The following is a 13,932-nucleotide window of genomic DNA, read 5'->3' on the forward strand; positions in this document are numbered from 1 at the left end:
CGGTCCACTTCGAGCCATGTGGGAAGCCGGAAGCGAGCGCCCTACGCCTTAGTCTTGGCGCGCTTCGCTGCCTCCTCCGCGACCAGCTCCTTCTTGGAGAGCTTGCCGATCATGGTCTTCGGCAGCGCGTCGCGGATCTCGATCTCCGCCGGCAGCTCGATGCGCGAGAGCTTGGGCTCGAGATGCTTCATGAGCTCGGGGATCGTCACGCTCGCCCCGGCCTTGAGCTTGACGAAGGCCTTGGGCGCCTCGCCGCGATACTCGTCGGGAATGCCGATGACCGTGGTCTCCTCGACGGCCGGATGCTCGTAAAGCGCTTCCTCGATCCGGCGCGGATAGACGTTGTAGCCCGAGCAGATGATGAGGTCCTTGATGCGGTCGACAATAAAGAGGAAGCCCTCCTTATCCATGATCGCCACGTCGCCGGTCCTCAGGAAGTCGCCGACGAACTGCTCCTCGGTCTCGCGCGGCTTCTTCCAGTAGCCCTTCATGACCTGCGGGCCCTTCACGCAGATCTCGCCCTTCTCGCCGAGCGGTACTTCTTTGGTCGGGTCATCGAGGGCGCGGAGCGACACGATCGTCTGCGGAATGGGCTGGCCGATCGATCCTTCCTTGACCGGCCCACCGAGCGGGTTCGCCGTGACCACGGGTGAAGCCTCGCTCAAGCCATAGCCCTCCACGAGATTGCAGCCCGTGAGCTGCTCGAAACGCTGCTTGATCTCGAGCGGAAGCGCCGCGCCGCCCGAGAGGCAGAACTTGAGCGAGGAGAGATCGAAGCTCTTGAGCTTCGGGTGGTGCATCATCGCATTGAACAGCGTCGGCACGCCGGGCATGACCGTCGGCTTGGTCTTGTCGATGAGCTTCAGCGCATCATCGAGCACGAAGCGCGGCATGATGATGATCTCGGCCGCCTTGGCGACCGCGAAGTTCAAGACCACCGTCATCGCGAAGACATGGAAGAAGGGGAGCACGCCCATGACGCGCTCGGTCCCCTCCTCGACCTCGGGCGCCCAGGCTGCCGTCTGGATCACGTTCGTATAGACGGCGGCATGGGTCAGCATGGCGCCCTTGGGCGTGCCGGTGGTGCCGCCCGTATACTGCAGGACCGCGACGTCCTCGGTCGGGTTGATGGCCGGCCCCTGGAAGCGGCCGTCATTGGCGAGGACGCTCTCCTCGAAAATGATCGAGGGGGCGACCTTGGAAGACCTGACGTTCGCCAGCTCCTTGCTCTTGAAGAGACGGAAGAGGATCGACTTTGCGGTCGGCAGCAGGGCCGGGAAGGGCGCGACGATGGCCCGCTTGAGCGTGCCCGCCGCCATGAGCGCCTCGACCTTGTTGAAAAGCACCTTGAGGTCGAGCGTCACCATGATGTCGGTCTCGCTGTCCTTCACCTGGAAGGTCAGCTCCTCGACGGTATAGAGCGGGTTGTAGTTGACGACCGTGCCGCCTGCCCTGAGCGTCGCGAAGTAGAAGACGACGAATGTCGGCGAGTTGGGGAGAAACAGACCGACCTTGGTCCCCTTGGTCACGCCGAGCGCTGCGAGCCCGGCGGCCGCCCGGTCCACGAGGCGCGACATGTCGCCGTAGGTGATTGTCCGGCCAAGAAAGTTGGTGCAGATACGCGAAGGATGCCGTTCGGCAGCTCGTTCGAGAAGCTGATAGAGCGGCGCCGGGGCTATCTGCTGGTGCCAGTTCACGCCGGCGGGGTAGTGCGCAAGCCAGGGATAGCTCAGCTGTGCCGGTGCTGCGCCACCCGTCGTTGCTGGTGTGCCTGCGGACATGGTCTTGATGCCTCCCTGAATCGCGTCCATTTAGGACGGTAGGCTGGGGCGCGCTCAGACGCCACGACGTGCGGCAGCGACGAGCCGATGCACCGTTGATCTGCTTTGACGCGCATCATTGCGCTCGCCGCGAGTCGCTGAACTATCACGGTAAACGACTTTGAACACTTTTGTCCCCGAGCGCCAGCTTTGATGGTTGTACTGCACACGTATGCGGAGGCCTGAACTACCGGAGCCCCGAAACAACAGTCCGTGACCGTATGGACTTGAATAGTGTTAACGGTTATGTGAGGCCCAACTTGCGGTCAGACGGGCTTTGCCTTAGCTAAACCAACACATCAGCACCTGTACCCGCAGAGTACTTGGGGGTGGGAGAGACAAATGGACGACGTTGCCACCAAGATCATCGATATCCTCAAGAAGCACATGAAGGAGCCACGTGACGACATCGGGCTCTCGACTGCGCTTACTGATCTGAAGATCGAGTCTCTCGATCTTGCAATGATCGTATTCGACATCGAGGATTCTTTCGGAATCCAGATCCCCTACAATGCCAACGAGGAAGTTGAAGACTTCAAGACCGTCGGCTCGGTAGTGGATCGCGTCAAGGCTCTGCTGGAGAATTCGGGCGCGCCGGCCAAGGCGTGACGCCAGCGCGGACTATTCCACGCGTGCCGGAAGCGTTCCGGTTGCCATAGTAGAAGAAGTGCGTCCCATGACACAGTCTAAGGGCGAGCGTCGCCGCGTCGTCGTTACCGGCGTTGGCGCCGTTACGCCGATCGGTCTCGATGCTCGCGAAACGTGGTCGTCGATGCGGGAAGGTCGCTGCGGCGTCGGTCCGATCGAGACCTTCGAGATCAAGGATCTCTACATCCACATCGCGGCCGAGATCAAAGGCTTCGATCCTGCAAAGCACGTCTCGAGCAGGAAGGTCCAGTACGGCGACCGCTATTCATGGTTCGCCGCGCGCTCGGCCGAAGAGGCGTGGAAGCAGTCCGGCCTGCCGACCCCGATTGCGGACCCCTATCGCGCAGCCTGCATCTTCGGCTCGGGCGCTGGTGGCTTCAACACCATCGAGACGGCGTATGACGATCTCTTCTTGAAGAACAAGAAGGCGACCAACCCCCTCACGCTGCTCCGCATCATCGGATCGTCGGCCTCGGCGCATATTGGCATCGAGCAAGGCATCAAAGGCCCGACATTCGCGACCTGCTCGGCCTGCTCGACGGCAACGCACGCGATCGCCATCGGCGCCGACTATATCCGCAACGGCCTCGTCGATGTCGCCGTTACGGGCGCCTCGGAAGCCGTCCTGACACATGGTTCGCTGCGCACGTGGCAGGCCATGCGCGTCCTCTCGCCGGAGGGCTGCTTCCCCTTCTCGAAGAAGCGCAATGGTACGGTCCTCGGCGAAGGTGCCGGCGCGCTGGTTCTGGAGAGTCTCGAGCACGCCCAGGCGCGCGGCGCGACCATCCTCGCCGAGCTCAAGGGCGTCGGCATGTCCTCCGACAGCAAGGACATGGTCAATCCCGATGTCGAGGGTCCGAGGAGCGCCATGGCGTTCGCGCTGGCCGATGCGGGCCTGAAGCCCGAGGACATCGGCTACCTCAATGCCCACGGCACGGCGACGGCCCTCAACGACGTCAACGAGACCAATGCCATCAAGATGGTCTTCGGCGAGCACGCTCAGAAGCTGCCGATCTCGTCGACCAAGTCCATGACCGGCCACCTGCTCGGTGCCGGCGGTGCGGTCGAGGCCATTGCCTGCATCAAGGCGCTGCAGGACGGCTGGCTGCCGCCGACGATCGGCCTCGACGAGCCCGATCCGAAGTGTGACCTCGACTACATCCCGAATGTCGGGCGCGCGGCGAAGGTCGAAAACGTCATGTCGAACTCCTTTGCCTTCGGCGGCCTCAATGCCGTGCTCATTTTCGGCAAGCCGCCGGCCTGAGCCGCGAGCTCGCCAATTCTCTTCCCTCCTGACTGACGATGCGGGCCGCCCTCCGGGTGGCCCGTATTCGTTTGTGGCGGTGGACGACAGCTCTGTTTGGCGCCACCCTGCGCTGAAGGGCAAACCCCACGCGAACATAGGAGGAGACATCCAATGCAACCGGGACCAAGGCTCGCCGGCAAGGTCGCGATCGTGACGGGCGGCGCATCGGGCATCGGTGCCGAGACGGCGCGCATGTTCGCGCTCCATGGCGCCAAGGTGCTGCTGACGGACGCCAATGCCGCGCTCGGCCGGAGCATCGCGGAGGAGATCACAGCTAAGGGCGGCACCGCTTCCTTCGTCGAGCAGGATGTGGCGAGCGAAGCCCGCTGGGCCGAGATCGTCGCCGACGCCGAGAAGCGCTACGGCCGCGTCGACATCCTCTGCAATATCGCCGGCATCTCCGGGCGCGATCCGCGCCAGAACATGCAGCAGGGCCTCGTCGGTGGCGGACGCATCCTGGAGCAGACGCTCGAGGTCTGGAACAAGGTCATGGAGATCAACGCGACCGGCACGTTCCTCGGCGTGAAGGCGGTGATCCCGGCCATGCAGCGCGCGGGCGGCGGCTCGATCATCAACATCTCGTCCATCTGCGGCATCGTCGGCTCGCACTCCAATGGCGCCTATCACGCCTCCAAGGGCGCGGTGCGCATCTTCTCGAAGGCTGCCGCCATCCAGTACGCACCGGACAAGATCCGCGTGAACTCGATCCATCCGGGCTTCGTCGATACGCCCATGACCAAGCCGGGCCATTCGAACCCGGAAGTTGCCGAAGCCCGCATCGCCGCGACACCGCTCGGCCGCTTCGGCACGCCCGCAGACATCGCCGCCGGCTGCCTCTATCTCGCGTCGGACGAGGCGGCATGGGTCACGGGCAGCGAGCTCGTCATCGATGGCGGCATGACCGCCAACTGATGAGCGGCATTGCCAATGGGCGGCGGCCTTTCTACGGTCGCCCCAATTGATCCGCAGCGGCCGAAGGAGCGCGCGCATGTTCATCAGGTCCGTCGAACGCGATACGTCGCTCGATGCCTTCCGCGCGGAGGTGCGCGACTTCTGCGAGCGCGAGCTGCCGCCCGAGGTCCGTCGCAAGCAGGCGCTCGGCCAGCATCTCGAGCGCCACGAGTACGATGCCTGGCTGAAGCGGCTCGGCACCAAGGGCTGGATCACCGGCAAGTGGCCGAAGGAGCATGGCGGCCTCGGCTGGAGCCCGGCGCAGACGCTCGCCTTCAACGAGGAGCTCGGGCGCGCCGGCGCACCGGCGGTCGTTCCCTTCGGCGTGAACATGGCCGGGCCGGTCATCTACACGTTCGGCACGGAGGAGCAGAAGCGTACCTACCTCCCCGGCATCATCAAGAACGACACATGGTGGTGCCAGGGCTACTCCGAGCCCGGCGCCGGCTCCGATCTCGCCGCACTGAAGACCAAGGCCGTGCGCGATGGCGATCACTACGTGGTCAATGGCCAGAAGATCTGGACCTCGCTCGCGCACTGGGCGGACTGGATGTTCTGCCTCGTCAGGACGGACGACAGCGGCAAGAAGCAGGAGGGCATTTCCTTCCTGCTCATCGACATGAAGACGCCCGGCATCACCGTGCGCCCGATCATCGCGATCACCATGAGCCATCACCTCAACGAGGTGTTCTTCGACGACGTCCGCGTGCCCGTCGAGAACCTCATCGGCCAGGAAGGCAAGGGCTGGACGTACGCCAAGTTCCTGCTCGCCAACGAGCGCGTCGGCAATGTCGAGATCTCGCGCCTGGAGCACGCGCTCGATGCCCTGCGCCGCCTGCTGGCTGAGACGCGCGAAGGCGGCCAGCCGCTCGCCGAGGATCCACTCTGGCGCCGCAAGGTTGCCGAGCACGAGGTGAACCTCGCGACCGTCAAGGCGCTCATGGCGGACCAGCTCGCGGCGACCTCCGAGGAAGGTGGGGCGCCGACGCTCATGGGCGCTGCTGCACTCAAGCTGCGCGGTACCGAGCTGCAGCAGGCGTTGCATCAGTCGGTCATGGACGTGCTCGGCCGCTATGGGCAGATCTATCAGACAGACGCCCTGCACGGCGGCTGGAATGGCGAGCTGATCGGCCCCGAGGACACGACCGGCCTCGTCTACGAGCACCTCTATCGCCGTGCGGCGACCATCTACGGCGGCTCGAGCGAAGTGCAGAAGAACATCATCGCCAAAGGCGCTCTCGGTCTCTGAGGTTTCGAATAATGCCTTCTTTCTCGAGTGAGGAGCGCCAGCTCCTGAACGACAGCCTCCGCGACCTGCTCGCCGACAAGTACACCTTCGAGCACTTCAAGAAGGTCGCGCGCGCCGAGGACGGTGACGGCTTCAGCCGCGAAGACTGGGCGACCTACGCGGAAATGGGCTGGCTCGGCGTTTCGCTGCCCGAGAGTGCGGGCGGTGCAGGCGGCGGCGCGACTGAGCTCGGCATTGTCATGGCCGGTGCCGGACGCTTCCTGCTGCTCGAACCGCTGCTCGGCACGATCGTGCTCGGCGCGTCGGCTATCGAGAAGGCCGGCACTGCGGATCAGCAGAAGCTGCTCGGCGAGATCGCTGAAGGCAAGCTCATGCTCGCCTTCTGTCATGCCGAGCCCGACAGCGGCTATGCGCGCGACTACGTACGCACGATCGCGCGTCGCGAGGGCAATGACTACGTCATCGACGGCGCCAAGAGCCACACGATCGCCGCCCACGCGGTGGACACACTTGTCGTCAGCGCGCGCCTCGGCTCGGATAAGGGACCGGTCGCGCTCTTTCTCGTGCCGCGCACGAGTGCCGGCATCAAGCTGAGCCCGGCCCCCGCCCTCGACGGTCGCCGCGGTGCTGCGGTGACGCTCACAGGTGTACGCGTGGCGGCAGGCGCCAAGCTCGGCGACAGCGACAAGGATCAGACCGCAACGATCAGCGAGATCCTCGATCGCGGCGCGATCGCGCTCTGTGCCGAGGCTGTCGGCGCCATGGCCGCGGTGACGCAGATCACTGTCGACTATCTCAAGACGCGCAAGCAGTTCGGCGAGCTTCTCTCCAAGTTCCAAGTGCTCCAGCACCGCCTCGTCGACATGAGCGTCACCACCGAGGAGGCGCGCGCACTCGTGCACGCCGCGCTCCAGGCGATCGACGACGGCGACCCGCAGGCGCGCCAGGCCATCTGGAAAGCCAAGATCAAGACCGCGCAGTGCGCGCGCTTCGTCGGCGGTCAGGCCATCCAGCTCCATGGCGGCATGGGCATGACCGACGAGCTGGTGGTCGGGCACTACTACAAGCGCCTCGCGATGTGCGAGTCCCTGCTCGGCGATGCCGAATGGTACTTGAAGCAGCTCGCCGCCGAAGTGGCCTGAGCCCGGAAGCGAACCAAGAAACACGACGACTACAGGAGCAAACGCCATGAACGACAAGCCCGTCGTCCGCTACGACGTCGAGAACGGCATCGCCGTCATCACCATCGACAATCCGCCCGTCAATGCCCTCGGCCCTGGCGTTACCGAAGGCATTGTCGAGTCGCTGGAGAAGGGCGAGGCCGATCCGAACGTGAAGGCGTTCGTGATGATCGGCGCGGGGCGCAGCTTCATTGCGGGCGCCGACATCCGCGGCTTCGACAAGTCGCGCCCGCCGCCGAAGCGGCGCAGCTACGAGCTGCTCGACGAAGTGAATAAGCCCGTGGTCGCTGCCATTCACGGCTATGCCCTCGGCGGCGGGCTCGAGCACGCGCTCAGCTGCCACTATCGCATTGCCGTTGCCGACGCGAAGGTCGGCCTGCCCGAAGTGTTGATCGGCATCCTGCCGGGTGGTGGCGGCACGCAGCGCCTGCCGCGCCTCATTGGTCCCAAGGCCGCACTCGACATGATCGTCACGGGGCGGCACGTGCCGGCACCTGAAGCCAAGGAGCTCGGCATCATCGACGACATCGTCGATGGCGCGGACCTGCGCGGGGCCGCGATCGCCTATGCAAAGCGCATTGCCGATGCGCGACCGCTGCCGCGTGTCAGCGCGCGCGAGGACAAGCTCGCCGAGGCCAAGGCCGATCCCGGCATGTTCGATGCCATGCGCAAATCCATCGCACGCAAGGCTCGCGGCCAGAAGGCGCCCTATCATTGCATTGCCGCCGTCGAAGCCGCGACCAAGCTCCCGTTCGCCGAGGGCATTGCCGAGGAGCGCCGCCTGTTCCTCGAGCTCGTCAGCTCCGATGAAGCCAAGGCGCTGCGCTATGCCTTCTTCGCCGAGCGCGAGATTGCGCGCATTCCCGGCCTGCCGAAGGATCTGAAGCTCCCCGAGGTCAAGACCATGGCCGTGGTCGGTGCCGGCACCATGGGCGGCGGCATTGCCATGAGCTTTGCCGATGCCGGCGTTCCCGTGAAGCTGCTCGATGCCTCCAAGGAAGTGCTGGAGCGCGGTCTGCAGCGCATTCGCGACAACTACGCGGTGAGCGTCAAACGCGGCAGCCTCACGCAGGAGCAGATGGACGAGCGCCTCGCGCTCATCACGCCCGTCGAGACCTACGAGGAGATCGGCGACAGCGATGCCGTCATCGAGGCCGTCTTCGAGCAGATGCCGGTGAAGAAGGAAGTCTTCCAGAAGCTCGACGCCGTCATGAAGCCCGAGGCGCTGCTCTTCACGAACACCTCGGCGCTCGACATCGATCAGATCGCGGCCGTGACCAAGCGGCCCGAGATGGTCGCCGGCACGCACTACTTCGTGCCCGCGAACGTCATGAAGCTCTTCGAGGTCGTGAACGCGAGCAAGACCGCGCCGACGACGCTCGCCGCTGCCATGAAGCTCGGACGCGACATCAACAAGATCAGTGCCTATGCCGGCAACTGCGACGGCTTTGCCGCCAACCGCAGCCGCATTCCCTTCGCGCTCGAGCAGAACCTGATGATCGAGGAAGGCACGCTGCCCGAGCAGGTCGACAAGGTCATGGTCGACTTCGGCTATCCGGTCGGCCCCTTCGCGGTCGCGGACATGTCGGGCCTCGACATCAGCTACGACACGCGCAAGCGCCGCAAGGCCGCCGATCCCAACTATCGGATGCTCACCATCCCCGACCGGCTCGTGGAAATGGGCCGCAAGGGTCTCAAGACCTCGGCCGGCTGGTACGACTACGAGCCGGGCGACCGCACGCCGCGTCCCTCCGAGGTGGTCAAGGAGATCATCCGCGAGGAATCCGAGAAGCTAGGCAACAAGCCGCGGGCGTTCACCGACGAGGAGATCCTGCATCGCCTGCTGTTCGGCTCGATCAACGAGTTCTGCAAGATCCTCGAAGAGGGCAAGGCCATCCGCGCGAGCGACCTCGACGTGATGTGGCTCCACGGCTTCGGCTTCCCGCGCTGGCGCGGCGGCCTCATGTTCTGGGGCGACACCATCGGCGCGCGCGAGATCTACAATCAGATCGCCGCCTGGCATCAGCAGTATGGCCGCCACTGGAAGCCGTCGGCACTGCTGCGCGAGACGGCCGAGCGCGACGGCAAGCTCAGCGAGATCAGGTCGAAGGCGTTCGGAGGATGAGGCAGGCGCGGCCTTCAGGGGCCGCGCAATCTACCGCCTGACGCGGCGGCGGAACTGCGTGTCGGCCTCGCCCTGCGGGGCCTGGCCAGCAGCGGCCGGCGCGCCGGGGCGCGGCGCTGCCGCCGTGCGCGCCGGATTGGCGCACTCGGTCAGCCAGAGATCGAAGACGGGATGCTCGAGCGCATTGAGGCCCGGGCTCTCGGCGAACATCCAGCCCGTGAAAATGCGCCGCGTCGAGCCGTCCAGCATGACCTCGTCGATCTCGACGAAAGCTGAGGTCTTCGGCGGCTCGGTCGGCCCGCGCGAATAGCAGGCACGCGCTACCACCTTGAGGGCCCCGAATGTCTCGGACGTATTGAGCCCCGCATTGAGGGGGCTGATGCGCGCCGTCACCTTGTCGAGGGCCGCGAACACGGCCGTCTGGTTCTCGATCCGCTGGGCGTTGGCACTCGTTGTAGCCGTCAGCACGCCGAGCGCAGACATGATCGCCAGCAACATGCCGGCGCCGCGCCCTCTTGCCGATCGATGTGGTGCCTTCGCGTGCATCCGATCCCCGTTCCCTCGGCGGCAACTGCACGCCGCCTGCCGCTGCGACCGATGAGCGGCTTAGAACGCCATCACACAAAATATAGGCCACGCCGTGGCCGATCCCATGCTCCCGGGCTGCCGGGCCGGCTTACTGCGGCCGCCAGGGCTTGTAGTCGCCCGTGGCTCGCGGCCGCGTGCCCGATGCGAGGATCGAGCCGGCAGGGCGGTAGGCTGCGGGCGTCCCCGTCATATTGGGCACATGCGGCTTCTGCCACGGGCGCGGCGTGTACTTCTCTTCGGTGGGCGGCGTATCGACGGTGTAGTGCATCCAGCCGTGCCACTCGGGCGGGATCTGCGAGGCCTCGGCGCCGTTCTTGAAAATGACCCAGCGGCGCGGCACGCCGAGCGGCCCGACGCCCTTAGTCTGGGTGTAGTAGCGGTTGCCCTCGTCATCCGTTCCGACGAGACGGCCGCGGAGCGCCGTATAGATGCGGTTGGACCACGTATTGCCGCCCCACCAGCTAAAGATCTCGCTGAAAATGCCCATGTGCCACCTCGTGCGCCGGCCGCGGCCGCGCCGGTCAAGCCCGGTCGCGCTTATCGCACCCACCGCTACGCAAGTCCAGCCGAGACAAAGCCTTGTCCCAGCCACCTCTCGTCGGTCTCAAGGGCTCAGGTGAAGCACGATTTCCCGGCGATGAGGGCGCTGGCGATGCTCGAACAGATAGATGCCCTGCCAAGTGCCGAGCACCATGCGGCCGGCGGAGATCGGAATGCCGAGCGAGGTCTGGGTCAGGGCCGCCTTGATGTGGGCCGGCATGTCGTCCGGCCCTTCGGTCGTGTGGACGATCCAGCGCATGGACGGGTCGTCGGCCGGCGGCACCAGGCGGCGGAAGAAGGTGTCCAGATCCCGACGCACGTCCGGGTCGGCGTTCTCCTGGATCAGCAGCGAGCAGGAGGTGTGACGGACAAAAACGGTCAGCAGGCCCATATCGGCGCCGGACGCGGTGACAAAGTCGGCGATCTCGTCCGTGAGCTCGTAGAGGCCAGGACCGTTCGTCGCGCGGATGAAGGTTATCTGGGGCATGTTGTCACGCACTCCTCTGCTTCTCCGGCATTGAACATGGGCCGTTGCGTCACGACATTGTGTTGCAATCCTGGCGCGTTCACAGGATAGTGCGCTACCTCCATGTGGGCGCTATCGGCGCGTAGCTCAGGGCACGCACGCGCTTCCTGCTCGCGCGAGGGGAACACGGTTCATGTTCGGCCGCTCATCGCGGCATGAACACACAGCATTATGGCAGCGCCGCCAGGCGCGTCGCCAGAACCGCCGTTGCTGAAACGTTCACACGCCCGCGGGGAACAAGGGCGCGCAGCGGTCATCGAAGCCGCATAGGGGAAGGATTCATCGCAATATGTGGGAAACGTTGCAGCCTCACCTCTGGCCGCTGCTCCAGATCATCATGATCGACGTCGTGCTGGCCGGTGATAACGCCGTTGTCGTGGGCCTCGCGGCGTCTCGCGTTAATCCAATCATCCGCGGCAAGGTCATTTTCTGGGGCATCGCGGCCGCCGTCATCCTGCGCATCCTCTTCGCCGGCATCACCATGCAGCTCTTGGCCGTCAAGGGCATCATGCTGCTCGGCGGGCTGCTGCTCTTCTACGTGTGCTGGAACATGTACAAGGAGCTGCGCGGCGGGCACGAGCCGGAGCCGCATTCGCTCGGCGCTGCGGCTGTCGAGGAGCCAAAGAACGGCAGCGAGAAGATCAAGGAGATGAGCTTCTGGGCGGCCGTCGTCCAGATCACCATCGCCGACGTCTCGATGTCGCTGGACAATGTGCTCGCTGTGGCCGGCGCCGCGAAGGGCAACACCATCATCCTGGTCGTCGGCCTCGCCATCGCGATCGTGCTGATGGCCGTCGCGGCCAACTACATCGCCAAGCTGCTCGCGACCTACCCCTGGATCAGCTGGATCGGCCTCGCCATCATCGTCTATGTCGCGGCCCAGATGTCGTGGACGGGCGTTCACGATCTCGCCTGCATGTACGTCTCGCCGGACGTCTGCAAGCAGGGCATGATCACGACACTCAAAACAATCATGGCCGGCACCTAGTGTGATGATCGAGAAACTCGCCAGCTCTCGCGGCACGGCATCGAGCGAATTTCTCGATCCCGAAGTTCGCTTGGGACGCTAGCATCGAGGTGCGGCGAACTTACGGATAGGGACACTAGCCGCGGACGCGTCAGCTCAGGCAATGCTGAAAAGAACAACGGCGCGGGCTCAGGTCCGCGCCGTTTCTGTTTTGTGGGGCCCGACCTGTCGGGCAATCGACTGTCTCCGCGGGCCCCTACTTCTGCATTTCAGCAAGCCACTTGCGCATCTCCGCGATCTCCTGCTCCTGCGCGCGGATGATCTCCTCGGCGAGCTTGCGCACGCGCGCATCCTTGCCGTGCTGGAGCACGACCTTGGCCATGTCGATGGCCCCCTGATGGTGTGGGATCATGCCGCGCAGGAAGTCGACATCGGCATTGCCCGAGAATTTCAGGTTCATGCCGGCGTGCATCTTGTCGTTCGCCGCACGATAGGCCTTCGTCGCCGGCGTCTCCTTGGCGGCTGCAGTCTTGGGCGCGGCATGGCTCCCGTGGCCCGTGTGCTGGGCCTGAGCCGCAGCCGAGAGACCAAGCAGCACCGCGGCTGCAAGTGCTATTGGGTACTTCATTGGTTCATCCTGTCATCGAAAAGCGGAGGAGAGCCCCGCCGCGAACAACCGCGAGAGCGCCTCGGCAACCCCATGGCGGTCAATTGTCCCGCACGAGGACCGGCTCAGTCGAAGATCCGGTCGCCCTGCTGGTCGATGATCTGGCGGCCCTTCATGAGCGCGAAGTCGGCTGCCTCATCGAGCGTCGGAAAGCGGTCGGCGCGGATGAAGCGGTGCTCCTTCTTCGCCTCGCCGATCTCCTTGCTGATCGTGCCCGCAACCTGGTACTGGCCGGCCTCCTGGTAGGGCCGTGCCTCGATGGTAAATCCCTTGTGCTCGACCGAGCGCGCAGGCGCGCCGCCGCCGCCGTCAACACCGCCGCCACCGTCGACACCGCCTCCGCCGCCGAAAAGCTTCTTCCAGAATGACATGAGCATTTCCTCGTGAGGTGATCCCGCGCCAAGCCTAACGCTCCGCGCGGCGAGGCGCTACCGGCGTACTTCCGATACCGGCGCATCATCGTCGTCGTCGGGATCCTGCTCGTGCTTCACGTGGAGGCGGTGCAGGAGGCGATGGAAAGCCGGGGCAAGAATGAGGGCGGTCGTCGCGACGACGAGGAGGCCCGAATAGATGGCATAGAGCCCGGCAAAGATCTTTGCGCCATTGTGCTGGAGCGCATCCACCGGCCCCATGCCGGAAAGGATCATCGCCGCATTGAGAAAGGCATCGATCCAACCGAGACCGCCAAGCCAGTGGTAGCCGGCCATGCCGACGGCGAGCGAGACGGTAGTGAGCGCGAGCGCCAGCGCCACATTGGCGCCGAGGCGACGGAAAAATTGCGCCCGGCTCGCCAATGGTTCGCCGAGTGTCTCGTAACCATCGGGCATGGGCACCTCCAATGCGAGCGCCTGTCAGTCCTTGTCCTCGGCGGTCGGGGTGTAGTGCAGGCAGGGGTCGAGCTGGATGAAATCATCGCCCACGGGATGGACGGAGCCCACGACGACAACGCGATCGCCGGCCTGCCGGCCGCCCGCCTCGTAGGTGATGCAAAGCACGCGCGGATCGGGTGGGCCGCAGAGGCCGAGAAACGCGAGACCGTTCTCCTCGCGCACGATCTGAAGCGTCCCCACGACCTCGATCGTGACGAGCTCGCGCTCCTCTTGGCCCTTCAGTGCCGCAAGGCTGTCTTTGATCTCGCTGCAGCGCGCCTGGAAGCTCGGCGCCGGCTGCGCGGATGCGGTGCCCGAAAAGCAAGAGACCAGAAGCGCGACGAAGGCCACGATGGTCAGGCGCACGGCTCGATCCGCCAAGAAGAGGAAATGCCCGGGAGCCCTTGTGGCGCCCGGGCAGAAACGAGTCAATCGGCGAGGAGGTTCCAGCGTTAAGCGGCGCACCGCTCATGCTTGCCTTCGCGAACGCGCGAG

The 13,932-nt window shown here is 65.0% G+C and carries 15 protein-coding genes; 7 read left to right on the forward strand and 8 right to left on the reverse strand.

The window, feature by feature from the left end:
- Positions 1-41: 41 nt before the first annotated feature.
- Positions 42-1,781, reverse strand: coding sequence for a long-chain-fatty-acid--CoA ligase (locus CS1BSM3_RS01780; protein WP_072385695.1), 1,740 nt, complete (start codon positions 1,779-1,781; stop codon positions 42-44).
- A 381-nt stretch (positions 1,782-2,162) separates the two neighbouring features.
- Between CS1BSM3_RS01780 and CS1BSM3_RS01785 the strand changes: the two genes are divergently transcribed.
- The 6 genes from CS1BSM3_RS01785 (at position 2,163) to CS1BSM3_RS01810 (ending at position 9,280) form a co-directional block, all read left to right on the forward strand.
- Positions 2,163-2,429 (forward strand): acyl carrier protein, encoded by a 267-nt coding sequence (locus tag CS1BSM3_RS01785; RefSeq protein ID WP_072385273.1) that lies wholly within the window; start codon positions 2,163-2,165, stop codon positions 2,427-2,429.
- A 67-nt stretch (positions 2,430-2,496) separates the two neighbouring features.
- Positions 2,497-3,732 carry a beta-ketoacyl-[acyl-carrier-protein] synthase family protein gene (locus tag CS1BSM3_RS01790; RefSeq protein ID WP_072385274.1) on the forward strand — a complete coding sequence of 412 codons (1,236 nt, stop codon included), beginning with the start codon at positions 2,497-2,499 and terminating at the stop codon, positions 3,730-3,732.
- A gap of 153 nt (positions 3,733-3,885) precedes the next feature.
- Positions 3,886-4,686: an SDR family NAD(P)-dependent oxidoreductase gene (locus tag CS1BSM3_RS01795; protein WP_072385275.1), complete on the forward strand. Its 801-nt coding sequence runs from the start codon at positions 3,886-3,888 to the stop codon at positions 4,684-4,686.
- 76 nt (positions 4,687-4,762) lie between these two features.
- Complete coding sequence (locus CS1BSM3_RS01800) at positions 4,763-5,974, forward strand: acyl-CoA dehydrogenase family protein (protein WP_072385276.1); 1,212 nt, start codon at positions 4,763-4,765, stop codon at positions 5,972-5,974.
- Between the two features lie 11 nt (positions 5,975-5,985).
- Entirely contained in the window at positions 5,986-7,116 is a 1,131-nt protein-coding gene (locus CS1BSM3_RS01805; protein ID WP_072385277.1) for an acyl-CoA dehydrogenase family protein, read from the forward strand.
- Between the two features lie 46 nt (positions 7,117-7,162).
- Entirely contained in the window at positions 7,163-9,280 is a 2,118-nt protein-coding gene (locus tag CS1BSM3_RS01810) for a 3-hydroxyacyl-CoA dehydrogenase NAD-binding domain-containing protein (RefSeq protein ID WP_072385278.1), read from the forward strand.
- A gap of 30 nt (positions 9,281-9,310) precedes the next feature.
- On the opposite strand, the gene CS1BSM3_RS01815 is transcribed toward CS1BSM3_RS01810, so the two are convergent.
- The 3 genes from CS1BSM3_RS01815 to CS1BSM3_RS01825 form a co-directional block, all read right to left on the reverse strand.
- Entirely contained in the window at positions 9,311-9,778 is a 468-nt protein-coding gene (locus CS1BSM3_RS01815; RefSeq protein WP_244540401.1) for a DUF2155 domain-containing protein, read from the reverse strand.
- A 178-nt stretch (positions 9,779-9,956) separates the two neighbouring features.
- Positions 9,957-10,355 (reverse strand): NADH:ubiquinone oxidoreductase subunit NDUFA12, encoded by a 399-nt coding sequence (locus CS1BSM3_RS01820; RefSeq protein WP_072385279.1) that lies wholly within the window; start codon positions 10,353-10,355, stop codon positions 9,957-9,959.
- A gap of 117 nt (positions 10,356-10,472) precedes the next feature.
- On the reverse strand, positions 10,473-10,895 hold the full coding sequence (locus tag CS1BSM3_RS01825; protein WP_072385280.1) for a secondary thiamine-phosphate synthase enzyme YjbQ: 423 nt from the start codon (positions 10,893-10,895) through the stop codon (positions 10,473-10,475).
- A 328-nt stretch (positions 10,896-11,223) separates the two neighbouring features.
- Between CS1BSM3_RS01825 and CS1BSM3_RS01830 the strand changes: the two genes are divergently transcribed.
- Positions 11,224-11,922, forward strand: coding sequence for a TerC family protein (locus CS1BSM3_RS01830; protein WP_072385281.1), 699 nt, complete (start codon positions 11,224-11,226; stop codon positions 11,920-11,922).
- Between the two features lie 235 nt (positions 11,923-12,157).
- Here the strand turns inward: CS1BSM3_RS01830 and CS1BSM3_RS01835 are convergent, their stop codons facing one another.
- From CS1BSM3_RS01835 to CS1BSM3_RS01850, 4 genes are all read right to left on the reverse strand, one after another.
- Positions 12,158-12,529 (reverse strand): CopM family metallochaperone, encoded by a 372-nt coding sequence (locus CS1BSM3_RS01835; RefSeq protein ID WP_072385282.1) that lies wholly within the window; start codon positions 12,527-12,529, stop codon positions 12,158-12,160.
- 104 nt (positions 12,530-12,633) lie between these two features.
- Positions 12,634-12,939, reverse strand: coding sequence for an HlyU family transcriptional regulator (locus tag CS1BSM3_RS01840; RefSeq protein ID WP_072385697.1), 306 nt, complete (start codon positions 12,937-12,939; stop codon positions 12,634-12,636).
- Positions 12,940-12,996: 57 nt separating this feature from the next.
- Positions 12,997-13,395 carry a hypothetical protein gene (locus CS1BSM3_RS01845; RefSeq protein ID WP_072385283.1) on the reverse strand — a complete coding sequence of 133 codons (399 nt, stop codon included), beginning with the start codon at positions 13,393-13,395 and terminating at the stop codon, positions 12,997-12,999.
- Between the two features lie 24 nt (positions 13,396-13,419).
- Entirely contained in the window at positions 13,420-13,803 is a 384-nt protein-coding gene (locus CS1BSM3_RS01850; protein ID WP_072385284.1) for a hypothetical protein, read from the reverse strand.
- Between the last annotated feature and the right edge of the window lie 129 nt (positions 13,804-13,932).

Origin of the sequence: Hyphomicrobium sp. CS1BSMeth3 (assembly GCF_900117415.1) — a bacterium.
GTDB lineage: Bacteria > Pseudomonadota > Alphaproteobacteria > Rhizobiales > Hyphomicrobiaceae.

Coding starts and splice junctions, on each gene's coding strand:
- CS1BSM3_RS01820 (WP_072385279.1), bottom strand. CDS start 10,355: ATGGGCATTTTCAGCGAGATCTTTAGCTGGTGGGGCGGCAATACGTGG.
- CS1BSM3_RS01835 (WP_072385282.1), bottom strand. CDS start 12,529: ATGAAGTACCCAATAGCACTTGCAGCCGCGGTGCTGCTTGGTCTCTCG.
- CS1BSM3_RS01815 (WP_244540401.1), bottom strand. CDS start 9,778: ATGTTGCTGGCGATCATGTCTGCGCTCGGCGTGCTGACGGCTACAACG.
- CS1BSM3_RS01790 (WP_072385274.1), top strand. CDS start 2,497: ATGACACAGTCTAAGGGCGAGCGTCGCCGCGTCGTCGTTACCGGCGTT.
- CS1BSM3_RS01830 (WP_072385281.1), top strand. CDS start 11,224: ATGTGGGAAACGTTGCAGCCTCACCTCTGGCCGCTGCTCCAGATCATC.
- CS1BSM3_RS01810 (WP_072385278.1), top strand. CDS start 7,163: ATGAACGACAAGCCCGTCGTCCGCTACGACGTCGAGAACGGCATCGCC.
- CS1BSM3_RS01845 (WP_072385283.1), bottom strand. CDS start 13,395: ATGCCCGATGGTTACGAGACACTCGGCGAACCATTGGCGAGCCGGGCG.
- CS1BSM3_RS01825 (WP_072385280.1), bottom strand. CDS start 10,895: ATGCCCCAGATAACCTTCATCCGCGCGACGAACGGTCCTGGCCTCTAC.
- CS1BSM3_RS01840 (WP_072385697.1), bottom strand. CDS start 12,939: ATGTCATTCTGGAAGAAGCTTTTCGGCGGCGGAGGCGGTGTCGACGGT.
- CS1BSM3_RS01780 (WP_072385695.1), bottom strand. CDS start 1,781: ATGTCCGCAGGCACACCAGCAACGACGGGTGGCGCAGCACCGGCACAG.
- CS1BSM3_RS01795 (WP_072385275.1), top strand. CDS start 3,886: ATGCAACCGGGACCAAGGCTCGCCGGCAAGGTCGCGATCGTGACGGGC.
- CS1BSM3_RS01800 (WP_072385276.1), top strand. CDS start 4,763: ATGTTCATCAGGTCCGTCGAACGCGATACGTCGCTCGATGCCTTCCGC.
- CS1BSM3_RS01785 (WP_072385273.1), top strand. CDS start 2,163: ATGGACGACGTTGCCACCAAGATCATCGATATCCTCAAGAAGCACATG.
- CS1BSM3_RS01805 (WP_072385277.1), top strand. CDS start 5,986: ATGCCTTCTTTCTCGAGTGAGGAGCGCCAGCTCCTGAACGACAGCCTC.